We start from the raw sequence: 15,882 nt of genomic DNA on the forward strand, positions 1-15,882 counted from the left end.
CTTTTTCTTATAAAGAATTATACGTGCTATCACTTACAGGCTCCAGCCACTCTGTTTCTCCCGGTGTCAAAGCAAGATGGACAAACCAGCTGTCCTTGGTTGCCCCATGCCAATGTTTTGTATTAGCTGGTATATTGACTACGTCTCCAGCTTTAAGAAGCTGAGCCGTTTTCCCTTCTTCTTGGTACCAGCCTTCGCCGCCAGTAACTAACAATACTTGGCCGACTTTATGTGAATGCCAGTTATTGCGCGCACCTGGAGCAAATGTAACATTACCGATGGAAGTATTAAGGGGACTTGGGTCTGTGAAAACCATCTGTAAATAGGCATCCCCGCTAAAATTTGCTGTCACTTTTTCTCCACGTGGAAAAATGATGCTGTTATTCAACTGTTCGTTTGCCATATTATTACCTGCCTTCTTCTGATTCATAGATTGATTTCGCAATGTTGAATGCTGACCAGGCTTTTGGCCAACCAGCATAAAATGCAAGATGTGTAATTATTTCGGCGATTTCTTCCTTTGTTATTCCATTAGCCTTTGCCTTATGCAAATGGGGTGTTAACTGTTCAAAGTTGCCGCCTGCTAATAATGCGGAAACTGTTATCATGCTGCGGTCCCGGGGTGAGAGCTCTTTTTCTCTTGACCAAACCTCTCCGAATAGCACATCATCATTTAACTCAGCAAATTTTGGAGCAAAATCTCCTAATAAATCTCGTCCAGCTGTTTGTTTTTCCGCCATTTAGCTCATTCCTTTCTTAAACTATCGCTTTACAAGATGAAGTATAGACCTTAAAGTGTACTTTAAGGCAAGGGAATGGATGATAGTTTTTAAGAAAATCGTTTATTTTCTTAAGCATTTACATAAGTGAATGCTGTTAAAAGCAATATACAAATAGAGGTGGACCATTTGACTTATTCTATTGGAGAGTTTGCTAAGATTATCGGTGTAACATCAAGCATGCTCAGATACTACGAAAAAGAAGGGCTATTAACTCCCGGACGAGATGAAAATAATCTGCGGGAATATACAGAACAGGATATTGGCTGGGTTCAATTCTTGCTGCATTTAAAGAGTTCCGGCATGTCGATTACAGAGCTGAAACAATATACAAATTGGCGTGCAATAGGCGAATCGACTATTTTAGAAAGAAAAGATCTTCTCGAAAAACGGAAAAGTCTTCTAGCAAAGCAAATACAAGAGCTGCAGGAAAGTATGAATATCTTAACCAGTAAAATTGAATTTTATCAAGATCAGCTAGACGGTAACAAATACGATTTTGTTCTTTATCATCATGAAAAGTCAAAATAAGGCTAATGGTTTCATAAACCCATTAGCCTTATAATTTCTTCTATATGTAGCATCCTAAAGAGGCTGTTTTAAAAAAATTTGTTGTAAAAAAGTAAGAGTAATTGCTGAAAGTGCTTTTATTTGGTATGATAACTAACGACCGTTCGTTAGAATGGTTTCGCAAATAAAAGATTACATCTTACTAGGGAAGTGAGTGCATATGCAAAAACCAATCAAAGAACAAAAAATGGTTTTAGTTATTTTATTAAGCAATCTTTTTATCGTATTTTTAGGAATAGGCTTGATTATTCCTGTCATGCCTTCTTTCATGAACATGATGCATATAACAGGAAGCACAATGGGCTATCTTGTTGCTGTGTTTGCTTTCTCGCAGCTTGTTGTGTCACCTTTTGCAGGAAGATGGGTAGACCGGTTTGGCAGAAAAAAGATGATTGTTATCGGTCTTGTAATATTTGGAGTGTCTGAATTGATTTTCGGATTGGGAACCAATGTTGCTGTATTATATATATCGAGAATATTGGGTGGTGTCAGCGCTGCGTTTATTATGCCAGCTGTAACGGCATATGTTGCAGATATTACAACCATTCAGGAAAGATCAAAAGCGATGGGCTATGTTTCTGCTGCAATCAGCACGGGCTTTATTATTGGCCCGGGAGCAGGGGGCTTTATCGCTGACTTTGGCATTCGAATGCCGTTTTTCTTTGCTGCTGCGATTGCATTCCTGGCAGCATTCACATCTGTCTTTATTTTGAAAGAGCCGTTGTCTAAGAGTGAGCTTGCTGAGCTTGCTGAAAATAGTCAGAAAACTAACTTCTTGAAAGACTTGAAACAATCACTACATCCGATTTATCTGATTGCCTTTATCATTGTGTTTGTTCTTGCCTTTGGTTTATCTGCTTATGAAACGGTGTTCAGCCTGTTCTCTGATCATAAGTTTGGCTTCACACCGAAGGATATTGCCACAATTATTACGATTAGTTCCATTTTCGCTGTTATTGTTCAAATTGCATGGTTCGGTAAATTAGTAAATAAGCTTGGTGAAAAAAGGGTTATCCAGCTTTGTTTAATTGTTGGTGCAGTATTAGCCTTCGTTTCGACATTTATGTCAGGATTTATCGTTGTCTTGCTTGTTACATGCTTTATTTTCTTAGCATTCGATCTGCTGCGCCCAGCATTGACAACTTTTTTGTCCAAAGCGGCTGGCAAACAGCAAGGTTTTGTTGCTGGAATGAACTCAACCTACACAAGCTTAGGAAATATTTTTGGTCCTGCCCTAGGCGGAATTTTATTTGATCTAAATATTAATTTCCCATTCCTTTTTGCAGGCGTTGTTATGATAGTAGGCTTATGCCTTACTGTCGTGTGGAAAGAAAAAGCGTTAAATGAAGTATCATACTAAACAAAAGGCCTTCACTTACGGTGGAGGTTCTTTTTTGTGGAAATGTTCTAAAAATAATTGTCTCCAATGTTCTAAGAAAATATAATAAAAGCAGAGATGGAAGAAAGGGGAATTAATATTTCATATGTGGCTAACTCTTTAATGACTATCGAATCGAAACAAATCCTGATAGGGAAGTTGTATGTTGCGGTATTTAAATATCATTAAAGGGATGCGGGGTAGGAATTATTTATTTCCGCTGCTAAGCAGAGTCCAATTGGATCTGTTATCTATATCGGTGTGTCCCTTGAATAGGGGAGATATTAATGACTCAATTAAAAAATAAAACAGCAATTATAACAGGTGCAAGCAGCCCACGAGACATTGGAACAGCCATTTGCAGAAAATTAGCATCACAAGGGATAAATATCTTCTTTACGTATTGGAAAGCTGAAAATGATTGGGTAGAGGAGTTTCAGCAAGAAATGGTTAATGTAGGAGTCCGTTGTGAAAGCTTAGAAATTGATTTAGCTAATGCAAATGCTGCATATGTCTTATTTGATACAGCGGAAACCAAACTTGGTTTTCCTTCTATTCTAGTAAACAACGCAGCTCATTCAAAGAATGATGGATACAAATTACTTGATGCTAAAACGCTTGATGAACATTATGCAGTTAATATGAGAACCACTCTTCTGCTTTGTGTCGAGTTTGTCCGCCGTTTTCCAAAGTCTGGTTTCACAGCAGGCAGAATTATTAATATGACATCAGGACAAGATATCGGACCAATGCCGGGAGAGCTTGCATATGCTGCAACGAAAGGTGCTATTTCCGCATTCACAAAGTCACTGTCACAAGAGGTTGCATCATTAGGAATTACAGTTAATGCCGTAAACCCAGGACCTACTGATTCCACGTGGATGAACGATGAAATAAGAGAGCATCTGCTGCCTAAATTTCCGATGGGGCGCATTGGGCTGCCAGAAGATGTTGCATCCACCATTGCTTTTCTTGCAAGTGAGGAAGCAAAGTGGATAACTGGACAGATCATCCATTCAGAAGGTGGATTTATTAGAGGTTAAATAAGTGATTCACAAAGCTGTGCTATGATTCATTGGCACAGCTTTTTTGATTTTTATTTATTGGAAAAGGCAAAAAAGGGGACAAACCTGATGGCATGAATCATTTTCATGGACTAATATTAGATACACTGTAAAATCTATAGAACTTCCCCCCAATCTATTGCTCTGTCATGCAGGATGATTAAAATGAAAGAAAAGCAATAATTCTAAAATGATAGCGTTTTCTTAAAGCTGGCATAAAGAAAGGCGGGTAAAATCAATGAAAAAAACGGCACATATTATCTCCCACACTCATTGGGACAGGGAATGGTATCTGTCCTTTGAACAGCACCGTTACTATTTTCTAAAACTGATGAATGAATTGTTAGACCAGTTTCAAGCAGAAGGAAATGCTTTTCAATCCTTCCATCTGGATGGTCAAACTGTACTGTTAGAGGACTACTTTGCTGTTCATCCGGAGAAACGGGAGGCAGTCAAGCAATTAATAGAAAACAAAAAGCTTCATATTGGACCATGGTATGTGCTGCAGGATGCTTTTTTAACAAGTTCGGAAGCCAATGTACGGAACTTGCAAATAGGTTTGCATGATGCAAAAGACTATGGGCATGTATCAAAGCTTGGGTATTTTCCTGATACTTTTGGCATTTACGGGCAGGCACCACAGCTGTTAAAGCAAGCTGGCATTGATACAGCTGCTTTTGGAAGAGGCGTAAAACCTACTGGCTTTAATAATATGGTGTCAGATTCTCCTAATTTCGAATCACCTTTTTCTGAGATGATTTGGAAGGCGCCAGACGGCTCTGAAGTACTAGGAATTCTTTTTGCTAATTGGTATTCAAACGGTAATGAAATACCAGTTGATGAAGCGGAAGCGAAAATATTTTGGGACCGCAAACTGCAGGATGCGGAAAAATATGCGTCCACAAATCAGTTATTGTTTATGAACGGATGTGATCATCAGCCGCTCCAAAAAACAATTCCAAAGGCCATTGAAACCGCAACGCGCCTCTACCCTGGCTATTCTTTTAAGCATTCCAGCTTCGCTGATTATACAGAAGCGTTAAAAGCAAATCTGCCTGACGAACTCCAAGTTATTGAAGGAGAATTGCGCAATCAACGAACAGATGGCTGGTCGACGCTTGTAAATACAGCATCCAGCCGCATTTACTTAAAGCAGTGGAACAATCATTGTCAAGCTCTTATGGAAAAGATTGCAGAACCGCTCGCAACTTTTGGCTATTTAGCAGGAGGAAAGTATCCAAGAGAATATTTGCGCTTCATGTGGAAATCATTAATGAAAAATCATCCTCATGACAGTATTTGCGGCTGCAGTGTTGATGAAGTTCATCGCGAAATGGTGACCCGTTTTGAAACAGTTATGCAAATGGGTGAAGTATTCGTTCGTGAGCACGGTGCGGAGCTTGCAGGTAAAATTGATACTTCTAAAACACCAAAGGGGGCAGTTCCGCTTGTAGTCTTAAATACAACAGGATGGGATAAAAATGAAGTTGTTGAAAAAACAGTCGATTTAGAAAAAGTGTATTTCTCAGAGATGCATTTTGAACAAATACCAGCTTATTTACAGGAAAAAGCCATGCCTGCATACAGATTAGTTGATCAAGACGGAAAGAGCATCAACTGTTTTGTGGAAGAGCCAGTGATTGAGTTTGACTATGATTTGCCTAGTGATAAATTTCGCCAGCCGTTTTTTGCTAAGCGGGCTAAGCTGTCTTTTTTTGCTGAAGGAATCCCAGCATTCGGCTATAAAAGCTTCTATCTTATCCCACAGGAGCAGTTTGCTGAAGAGATTCAGGAACACACAGCTGACAAAGCCATGGAAATGGAAAATGAATATGTTCACGTCCTCTTTCATGATGATGGTACATATAATTTAACAGATAAAGCAACAGGCAAGACCTTGAATCACCTCGGTATTTACGAGGACACAGGGGATGTTGGAAATGAATATATGTTCAAGGAAGCAAAGGGGCAGCGTATAACTACAATGAATGTTCCAGCTGTATTTCGTCTAGTAAAAAGAACATCCCTTCGAACAGAGCTTGAATTCACACACACTTTAACTATTCCTGCTTCAGCAGACAATCAGCTTGCCATGGAACGAAACAGCTTAATTTGGCATAAAGACAGGCAAGCAGGCAGATCATGCGATACGAAAAAGATTATATTGCGCACAACAGCCATTCTCGAAAAGGGGATGAAGGGACCAGCCTTCAAGCTGACAATGGATAATCAAGCAACAGATCATCGCCTGCGCGTCCTGTTTCCAACAAAAATGGAAACGGATACACATCGTGCGGACAGTATTTTTGAGATTGTGACTCGTCCCAATATTCCGGAACAAGAGTGGGAAAACCCTAGCTTTTGTCATCATCTGCAGCGTTTTGCCAGCATTGCTGATGAAAAAAAGGGCTTCACTGTAGTGACGGATGGCCTTCAAGAATATGAAATTCTGCCAGAAGACGGAACGATTGCCATCACCGTACTTCGTTCTGTAGCTGAGCTTGGTGACTGGGGATATTTCCCGACACCTGAAGCACAATGCTTAGGGACTCAAACAGCTGAGTGGCAAGTTTTTATCCATGAGAATGATGTTATTGCATCAAAGGCATATGTGGACGCTTATCAATATAAAGTTCCTCTTCAGGTTATTCAAACCAGTGCACATAAGGGGGAATTGCCTGCTGAACACAGATTTGTGAAGTGGGAGTCAGAAGGGCTAGCGTGGACATCTATGAAACTGGCAGAGGATTGTGATGACATAATGATTCGTTGGTTTAACCCTAGCCCAGAAAGCGGCAATCTAAAGGCTTCTATAGGGACAGATTTTGCAGCCTATAAGAGTACGATACTTGAAGAAAGAAGCAATGAATCTAGTAATCACTACAATGCAGCAGGTCATGAAATTATAACTATCGGTTTTCAAAAAGGAGAGAGACTATGACAACAGCAATTCCAAAATCATTGCAAAAATTAATTCAACATGTAAAGGATTTTTTTCCTGAGGATGAAAAGCTGCAGCAAATGTTTGAACAATGCTTCGTTAATACGTATACAACAACAATGAAAAAGCTGGCAGACGGAAAAACCTTTGTTGTAACTGGAGATATTCCGGCGATGTGGTTAAGAGATTCAGCTGCCCAAGTGCGCCCGTATTTACTTGCTGCAGAGGAGGATGAAGAGCTTGCTGATTTACTTGAAGGAGTCATTCGTCAGCAATTTGCTTTCATTATGCATGATCCATATGCAAACGCATTTAACGAAACAGAAAACGGCAGAGGGCACCAAACCGATTGTACCGATATGACTCCGCATATTTGGGAACGGAAATACGAAATTGATTCGTTATGCTATCCCATTCAGCTTGCTTATTTATTTTGGAAGTCAACTGGACGGACTAAGTATATACAGGAAACATTCAAAGAGGTGTGTGAGACGGTTATTGAAGTTTGGAGAACAGAGCAAGATCACGAAAACAAGTCATCATACCGGTTTGAGCGGGCAGATGTGCGCCAATCAGATACATTAATCCGCCAAGGAAAAGGCGGCCGGGTGATCCCTACTGGCATGACCTGGAGCGCCTTCCGCCCAAGCGATGATGCCTGCACCTACGGATATCTTGTTCCGGCTAATATGTTTGCGGTAGTCGTGTTAGGATATGCTGCAGAAATAAGTGGTGAGGTATTAAATGATGCTTCCTTAAAGGAAGAATGCTTAAAGCTTCAGAAGGAAATCAAGCAAGGCATAGAGCAGTATGCGAAATTAGAGCATCCGATTTACGGCGAGATGTACGTTTATGAAACGGACGGAGAAGGTCGTGTGCATTTAATGGATGATGCCAATGTTCCAAGCTTGCTGGCAGCTCCGTATTTAGGGTACCAACATTTTGATGATACAACCTATCTCAACACACGGAATTTTCTTTTAAGCAGGGATAATCCTTATTATTACGAAGGCAAATTCGCAAATGGGATTGGCAGCCCGCATACTCCAGACCACTATATTTGGCATATTGCCTTAGCTATTCAAGGGATGACAGCAGCAAGTGCGGAGGAAAAACGACAGATTTTAGCTTCATTCAAAAACACAGATGGCGGCACAAATTTTATGCACGAAGGCTTTAACGCAGATTGTCCTGAGGAATTTACAAGAGATTGGTTTGCGTGGGCTAATACAATGTTCAGCGAATTTGTACTCAGTTTAACAGGTAAAGCAGTTAAAGGGAGTCCTCTGTATCATCAATTGCAGAAACACATTACCAAATAGAAAGGGTGGCCAAAATTGAAGAAAGGTTCATCGATTATTGTTGTGTGTGAATGGATATGGCGAGGAATCTTCGTAAACTTATGCTGGATTGCCTTTATCGTCTTAGGACTAGGGATTTTTGGTTTTTTTCCAGCGACTGTCGCCCTGTTTACAATTGTGCGTAAATGGCTGCGGAAGGATACAGATTTCCCAATATGGAAAACCTTTAAGCAAGTGTATTTAAAAGAATGGAAGAGAAGCAATCAAATAGGCCTTGTTTTTTTTTACAGCATAGGCCTGTTTCTTTATCTTGATATCCGATTGACAGAAACCTTTATGTCAGGTGTTTTGGCCAGCTTCCTGTCTATCATTTTTTCCATTATGCTGCTGATTCTGTTATTAGTAGTAAGCTATTTCTTTGCTGTTTATGTTCATTACGAGTTGTCGAATAAGGAATATATTAAACAATCATTTCTGATCACTTTAACGAGCTTACCATCAACGATAGGAATTGGTGCAGGCTTTTTTGTGATTGGGAGCCTGATTAATCAGATGCCCGGTCTCATCCCCTTCATTTCTGCGGTGGCTCCTGCTTTTTGGATGATGAAGGTTTGTCTGAGCAGATTTGCTTTTTTAGAGAGTAGAGTACAGCATCAATATTAACTAACATAGGGGGAAACAAATGGAACTGTTTTTAAAGGGAGACACAGCGAATGTGGCAGCGGGTCTTGAATTTATTACACAGAAATTAAAGATAAAGCTGACAAGTGATGGTTACCCTATTCAAGTTAAACAAGTTCAGGGGCCGTTGCGCATTACTAGTAGCAGCGGCAAAGGAGAAATATCGTTTGCAAAGCCAATTCATTTCTTCCGAGCACTTGGATTATGGCTGGAAAATTATCGAAAGAATCATGAATTCGATATAACAGAGACACCACAATTTACGATGAGCGGTGTCATGCTGGATGCATCGCGAAATGCTGTACCAACTGTTCATGAAGTGAAAAAGCTGCTCGAGCATATGGCGCTGCTAGGATTAGATACTTTGATGCTATATACAGAGGATACGTATGAGGTGAAGGATTATCCTTATTTCGGATATATGCGTGGGAAATATACTATCAAGGAGCTCAAGACCTGCGATGAATATGCGGAGACACTTGGGATAGACATAATCCCATGCATCCAAACCTTGGGGCATTTACGAGAAGCTCTTAAGTGGAATTATGCTTCTAGTTTTAAAGATACAGATGATATTTTACTAGTCGACAAAACAGAGACATATGAGTTTTTAGAAAGTTGCTTAAAGGCAGCTTCTGAGCCGTTTCGTACAAACAGGATTCATATTGGCATGGATGAGACATTCCAGCTTGGCTTAGGAAAATATTTGGAAGAGCACGGGTATGAGCATCATATTGATATTATGAATCGTCATCTTCAAAAGCTTGTCTCTATAACCGAGAAGCTTGGATTACAACCAATGATTTGGAGTGATATGTATTATCCATTGTTTGCCGAAAACAGCCCGTATAAGGATGAAACGGGAAACATCCGAGCAGATATTATGAATGGAATTCCTCCTATTGAGTATGTGTACTGGAATTATTACCGCAACGAACAAGAAGTGTATGAACAAGATATCCAAAAGCATAAGTTGCTTGGCGGGAAGCCAATTTTTGCTGGTGGTGCTTGGACTTGGAATGGACTGGCGCCGAACTACGGCAAGGCAATTAGTACCACAAGAGCAGCTCTTTCTGCCTGTAAAAAAACAGGGGTAGAGCAAATCTTTGTAACACTATGGGGAGATAACGGAGCAGAAACGCCGTTTGTTGCTGCTTATCCAATATTGCAATTATTTGCCGAGCACTCCTACCAGCAGGAAGTTACGTTAGAGAAGGTATCTGAGCGGTTTGCATTTTGCCTCGACGGCACTTTTGCCGATTTTATGAATTTGCGTTTATTGGATGAAACTCCCGGTGTTATGAAGGATAACATGAACAGCTCGATGACGTCTAAAGTCCTGCTTTACCAAGATATTTTAATAGGTTTATATGATGAGAATGTCCGCGGTCTATCGCTAGGAGAGAATTATCAGCGCTTGGCAGCAGTGCTCGCAATCAGTAAAAAGAACAATCCAGCCTGGGAAGCTTTGTTTGGTTTATATGAACAGCTCGCAACAGTTTTAGCAGACAAAGCGGAAATCGGGATAAAGCTAAAAAGCGCATACGAAAATAAGGACTTTGAACAACTGAAAGCACTTCTAACCGTTTTGGATAGCATCAAAGCAAATGTAGATCTGTTAAGACAAAAACACCGCAGTCTCTGGTTTGCAGCATACAAGCCCTTTGGCTGGGAAGTAATGGATATACGTTACGGTGGTGTTATCACAAGGATTGATTCGGTCAAGTACCGGATTCAGGAGTGGATGGAAGGAAGAATATCCGAAATAGAGGAGTTAGCAGAAAACCGGCTGTACCATGATGGACCTTGGGAAATGGCTGATGGGCTGGTAGGCGGCAATGTCTATCATCGTATCGTCACTGCCGGCAGCTTTTCATTATAATCTACGAGGTGAAAATAATGTTTTTAACAGATAGAAAATTTGAAGAGCGTATTAAGGAATTGGCAGGTTACCGGTACCGGGATCTTGTGGAAATCTCACAGTTTAATATACAAGAAGATGATGGGGAAATTGGAACATATCCTCCATCTGTCTATGATGAACAGCATAAAATGAGAATAGGTGATTACTGGAAAGGGAGAGACCGTTATATTTGGCTTCATACAGAGGTTGATACGCATTTGCATCATACCAATCAGCAAATTGTCGGTCTCTTTTCATTCGGCAAGACAGGAGGAGGTAATAACTCCGGCTTTGAATCCCTACTTTTTGTGAATGGAAACCCTTATCAAGGTGTCGATTCTAACCATGAGGAAGTTCTTTTTGATACAGCAACAGCCAAAGGGCCGATTCATTTGGATTTCAGACTTTGGTCAGGATTCGAAGGGGGAGGCATTCCTGTTCAGAATGAGCTGAAGCTTGAAATGGCGGCAATCGGTTGGCTTGATAAGCAGGTAGATAATCTGTATTACACGCTTTTAGCGGCTTTTGAGGTATTGTCAGAAATCAGTGAGTCTGATTCTGCCTACAGTATTTTAAAAAGACTGATTTCGGACGCTCTAAAGCGGATTAATTGGACCGAGCCTGGCAGCCCTGTATTTTACGAATCTTGTTATGCAGCGGAAGTAAACCTTTCAGAATCCATTCAAGCTGTTACTAAATCATCTGATATTACAATTCATACAGTCGGGCATACCCATATTGATGTAGCTTGGCTTTGGCGTTTAAAAAATACAAGAGAGAAAGCAGCTCGTTCCTTTTCAACCGTCTTACATTTAATGAAGCAATATCCTGACTATGTATTTCTGCAAACACAGCCGCAGCTCTATGATTATCTTAAAACAGATTATCCTGATATTTACGCCCAAATTAAGGAAAGAGCTGCAGAAGGCAAATGGGAAGCCGGCGGGGCAATGTGGCTCGAGTCTGACTGTAATATACCAAGCGGAGAATCACTTGTCCGCCAAATTCTGCATGGTAAACATTTTTTTAAAGAGGAATTTGGAGTGGACTGTGACTATTTATGGCTGCCTGATGTGTTCGGTTACAGCTGGGCGTTGCCGCAAATCTTAAAAAAATCTGGTATTAAAACGATGATGACAACAAAGATTAGCTGGAATCAGTATAACCGGATGCCACACGATACATTTTACTGGAAAGGAATCGATGGATCAGAAATTTTAACGCATTTTATAACAACACCTGAACCATGGAATTCTCCTGACTCTTGGTTCTATACGTATAATGGCTTAATTACGGCTAAAACAGTCAATGGATCATGGAAAGGCTATCGTGATAAAGATTTATCTAAAGATTTGCTTCTTTCCTATGGCTATGGAGATGGCGGCGGTGGTGTGAACCGGCATATGCTTGAAATGCGCCGACGCTTTGATTCGCTGCCAGGCATGCCGAACGTCAAAACATCTACAGCAGGGGAATTCTTTAATAAGCTCCATCAAAATGTTTCAGAGGCTGATGGCTATATCCATAAATGGGATGGAGAGCTGTACTTGGAGTATCATCGCGGCACTTATACAAGCCAAGCGTTTATGAAGCAGACTAATCGTAAATTGGAGCTATTATACAGACGGGCTGAGTTTCTAACAGCTTGGCTTTCCGAATTTGGACAGCAGCTTGCAAACGAGGAGCTGAAAAAAGGCTGGAAGATTATTTTACGGAATCAATTTCATGATATTATTCCTGGCTCCTCCATTCATGAAGTCTATGAGGATGCTAGAGAAGAATATAAGGAAGCACTTCAGTTAGTGGAAAGCTTGGAATCTCGTATTCTTCAGCAGAATATGAACAAGGATGACCAGTCTGTTGTGTTAGTGAACGCAACAGGCTACAAAGGGAAGAGGAATGTTGCTGTGCCTTCATTTGATGATATGACTGAAGGTGTCTGGAAGAACAGTAAAGGAGATATCTTGCCACAGCAAAAGCGGAATAATAGCTGGCTTGTTGAGGCGGATACCCTCCCAGCTTTTGGTGCAGCATCATTATATTTTGACCATTCAGCAGCCGTTCCAAAGGCAGAATCTAATTTTCTCTATCAAAATCGGAAACTTGAAACAAAATATTATACAGTTGAATGGAACGAATATGGCCAAATGACGTCCATATTTGACAAGGAAGCAGGTCGTCAAGTGCTCAGCAGCAGGCAAAACGGGAACGTACTGCAAATTTTTGAGGATAAGCCGCTTGCTCATGATGCGTGGGATATCGATATCTTCTATCAAGAAAAAATGGAAGAAATCCGGAATTTATGCTCATTTGAAGTCGTGGAAAATGGCGAATTGGTATTTACGATTCTGGCGAGGTGGACCTATCATCATTCGGAAATTTCCCAGCGCATCATCTTTTATCATAATGATCGCAGAATAGATTTCGATACAACGGTCGATTGGCATGAAAAGCATAAGCTGCTTAAAAGCGCCTTTCCTGTCGAAATCCGTGCAACGGAGGCAACATATGATATTCAATATGGAAATGTGAAGCGTCCGACCCATTGGAATACTAGCTGGGATATGGCTAAGTTTGAAGGTGTTGCCCACCAGTGGGCCGACCTGTCAGAACCAGATTACGGGGTGAGCTTGCTGAATGATTCCAAATACGGCTATGATATTAAAGATAAAACAATGCGAATCTCCTTATTAAAAGCAGCGACACATCCTGACCCGCAAGCAGATCAAGGAAGACATTCGTTTACTTATTCTCTTTATCCGCATATGGGTGATTGGCGCCAAGCTGGTACAGTGGAGAAAGCATGGGATTTGAACGACCCTGTTGCCGTTTTTAAAGGAGGATGGACAAAGGCAGCGTCCTTCCTAGAAATTGACTCAGACCATGTTTGGGTAGACGCGATTAAACCAAGCTTCGACGGCAACGGAATTATTATCCGCTTGCATGAATATGAAGGCCGAAGAGGAAAGGTGAATCTTTTAAAGGATAGCACATCATGGGTGGAAACCAATTTAATGGAGGAACCGCTTGGAGAAGAGTCTGCCTCACCGATTCAGTTTGAAATAAAACCATATGAGATAAAAACCTTTAGAGTTTTGTAGAATAAAGATGACCGGAGAGCAACACTTTCCGGTCTTTTTTGCGCTTTGTTGACTAATTTCCGCTAATTTTTTATAATTCTAAGATTTTTGCACTTAATCCTAAATTAGTCAACTATAAATAGGGGGCGTTTTACTATAAGATAGATGTATGGAAGCGCTAACATTAATGAGAGGAGGAGAATAATGAAAAGGGTAGTAAAGGATCTTTATAAAAATCGAATTTGGCTGCTGATGGTTTTACCTGGAACAATCTGGTTGCTGTTATTTTCCTATCTGCCGATGTTCGGACAAGTGCTGGCCTTTAAGAAATTCCGGATTGATCCTGATGGTTTTTTTGCCAGCGTAATAAACAGTGAATGGGTTGGCTTTGATAACTTTAAATATTTGTTTAGTACGAATGACGCGTGGGTCATCACAAGAAACACGATTCTTTATAATCTGATTTTTATCGTACTAGGTCTTGTTACAGCAGTCGCAACAGCTGTTTTGCTTAATGAGTTAATCAATAAGAAGCTGTCAAAGGTTTATCAGACATCTATCTTGTTTCCTCACTTTATTTCATGGGTAATTGGCAGCTACTTTGTGTTTACGTTTTTAAGTACAGAACATGGTTTGTTAAATCTAATTCTTGGCTGGTTTCATGTTGACTCTATTTCCTGGTATAACGAATCAAAATATTGGCCGTTTATTCTCGTCGTTATGAGTATTTGGAAGGGTGTAGGATATGGCAGCATCGTTTATTTAGCATCTATTGTCGGAATCGACCGAACATATTATGAAGCTGCCATGATTGACGGAGCTTCGAAATGGAAGCAGATTAAGCATGTTACGCTGCCAATGCTTAAGCCACTGATGATTATCTTAACCATCATGAATATCGGGCGCATATTTAACTCCGATTTCGGCTTATTCTATCAAGTGCCTAGAGATTCAGGTGCTTTGTATGGCGTAACAAATGTTATTGATACATTTGTTTACCGCGGACTAATGAATTTAGGAGACATCGGCATGAGCACTGCAGCAGGGCTGTATCAATCAGCTGTTGGCTTTATCCTAGTTATCATCACAAACTATGTTGTGAGAAAAGTAGATGAGGAAAGTGCATTGTTTTAATGCCATTCCAATACGAAGGGAGGAAAAGTCGCCCGTGCGGCTAAGTGTATGCCAAATTTAGAACAACCGCAGCCAACACCTGCTGTTCCAAACCCAATCGATAAAGTTAAAGAGGGGAAGACGAAAACCTCCAGAAAAAAGTATCGGGATCCCCAACATTTGCATCCAGCCGCAAATGCTGTTATTAGCATACTGCTTGGGGTCCTTGCGTTTACGTGTATCTTTCCTTTTATCTATGTCATTATCATCTCCTTTACAAATGAAGAAAGTATTGTCAGGAATGGTTTTGAACTAATCCCAAAGGAATGGAGCATTGATGCTTATAAGTATTTATGGAGTATGAAGGAGACTTTATTCCGCTCCTATGGTGTCACCATTTTAATCACCATTTTGGGGACTGTTATCAGTGTGTTTATGATTACCTTTTACGCATATGCAATTTCAAGACCGCAATTTAAATATCGTCGATTTTTCACCTTTTTAGCATTTTTCACAATGCTGTTTAGCGGAGGTCTTGTGCCGACTTATATCGTTGTTACTCAATTTTTACATTTGAAGAATTCGATTTGGGCTTTAATCCTGCCTCTAGCGATGAATGCATTTTACATCATCATAATGAGAACCTTCTTTCTGAAGTCTGTTTCTGAATCTATTTTAGAATCAGCAAGAATGGATGGAGCCAGTGAATGGCGAATCTTTTTTCAGATTATCTTTCCACTTTCCTTACCGGGAATTGCCACAATTGCCTTGTTTAGCACACTCGGTTATTGGAACGACTGGTTTGCAGCATTGCTGTATATCGATAATCCCAATCTCGTGCCGCTTCAAGCATTGCTGATGAAAATAGAAGCAAATCTTGAATTTATGAGAAAGAATATGGATGTTGCTATCTTGCAGAAGAGCTTATTCGATACGATTCCGCAAGAATCAGCCAAAATGGCCATGGTAGTAATCGCCACATTGCCGATTGCAGTTTCTTATCCGTTTTTCCAAAAGTACTTTATTAGCGGACTGACAATTGGCGGCGTTAAAGAATAACTAATAGAAAGAG

General features: G+C 40.4%; 12 protein-coding genes. 10 read left to right on the forward strand and 2 right to left on the reverse strand.

All coding sequences use genetic code 11. The annotated features are described in order from the left end of the window. Positions 1 to 7: 7 nt before the first annotated feature. A complete protein-coding gene (locus MKX82_RS23180; protein ID WP_341081615.1) occupies positions 8 to 403 on the reverse strand; it encodes a cupin domain-containing protein in 396 nt (131 codons plus the stop codon). A 4-nt stretch (positions 404 to 407) separates the two neighbouring features. Further along, entirely contained in the window at positions 408 to 740 is a 333-nt protein-coding gene (locus MKX82_RS23185) for a carboxymuconolactone decarboxylase family protein (protein WP_233315558.1), read from the reverse strand. Positions 741 to 908: 168 nt separating this feature from the next. On the opposite strand from MKX82_RS23185, the gene MKX82_RS23190 reads away from it, so the two are divergent. From MKX82_RS23190 to MKX82_RS23235, 10 genes are all read left to right on the forward strand, one after another. Continuing rightward, positions 909 to 1,310 carry a MerR family transcriptional regulator gene (locus MKX82_RS23190; protein WP_237944046.1) on the forward strand — a complete coding sequence of 134 codons (402 nt, stop codon included), beginning with the start codon at positions 909 to 911 and terminating at the stop codon, positions 1,308 to 1,310. A 199-nt stretch (positions 1,311 to 1,509) separates the two neighbouring features. Next, positions 1,510 to 2,709: an MFS transporter gene (locus MKX82_RS23195; protein WP_233315556.1), complete on the forward strand. Its 1,200-nt coding sequence runs from the start codon at positions 1,510 to 1,512 to the stop codon at positions 2,707 to 2,709. A gap of 305 nt (positions 2,710 to 3,014) precedes the next feature. Continuing rightward, complete coding sequence (locus tag MKX82_RS23200) at positions 3,015 to 3,770, forward strand: SDR family oxidoreductase (RefSeq protein ID WP_233315555.1); 756 nt, start codon at positions 3,015 to 3,017, stop codon at positions 3,768 to 3,770. 259 nt (positions 3,771 to 4,029) lie between these two features. After that, the gene (locus MKX82_RS23205; protein ID WP_341080435.1) at positions 4,030 to 6,732 is read left to right on the forward strand and encodes an alpha-mannosidase; all 2,703 of its coding nucleotides are present in this window, start codon (positions 4,030 to 4,032) and stop codon (positions 6,730 to 6,732) included. After that, on the forward strand, positions 6,729 to 8,054 hold the full coding sequence (locus tag MKX82_RS23210; RefSeq protein ID WP_341080437.1) for a glycoside hydrolase family 125 protein: 1,326 nt from the start codon (positions 6,729 to 6,731) through the stop codon (positions 8,052 to 8,054). Before MKX82_RS23205 ends, MKX82_RS23210 begins: the two co-directional genes overlap by 4 nt. A 15-nt stretch (positions 8,055 to 8,069) precedes the next feature. Next, positions 8,070 to 8,696, forward strand: a complete 627-nt coding sequence (locus MKX82_RS23215; RefSeq protein WP_341080439.1) for a YesL family protein — start codon at positions 8,070 to 8,072, stop codon at positions 8,694 to 8,696. A 19-nt stretch (positions 8,697 to 8,715) separates the two neighbouring features. After that, on the forward strand, positions 8,716 to 10,596 hold the full coding sequence (locus MKX82_RS23220) for a beta-N-acetylhexosaminidase (protein ID WP_341080441.1): 1,881 nt from the start codon (positions 8,716 to 8,718) through the stop codon (positions 10,594 to 10,596). A gap of 17 nt (positions 10,597 to 10,613) precedes the next feature. Beyond that, positions 10,614 to 13,718 (forward strand): alpha-mannosidase, encoded by a 3,105-nt coding sequence (locus tag MKX82_RS23225; RefSeq protein WP_341080444.1) that lies wholly within the window; start codon positions 10,614 to 10,616, stop codon positions 13,716 to 13,718. 183 nt (positions 13,719 to 13,901) lie between these two features. Continuing rightward, complete coding sequence (locus MKX82_RS23230) at positions 13,902 to 14,831, forward strand: ABC transporter permease (protein ID WP_341080448.1); 930 nt, start codon at positions 13,902 to 13,904, stop codon at positions 14,829 to 14,831. A 48-nt stretch (positions 14,832 to 14,879) separates the two neighbouring features. Beyond that, positions 14,880 to 15,869 (forward strand): carbohydrate ABC transporter permease, encoded by a 990-nt coding sequence (locus tag MKX82_RS23235; protein WP_233315548.1) that lies wholly within the window; start codon positions 14,880 to 14,882, stop codon positions 15,867 to 15,869. The last annotated feature ends 13 nt before the right edge of the window (positions 15,870 to 15,882 follow it).

Source organism: Niallia sp. FSL R7-0271 (genome assembly GCF_038005785.1).
Taxonomy (GTDB): Bacteria; Bacillota; Bacilli; order Bacillales; family Cytobacillaceae; genus Niallia.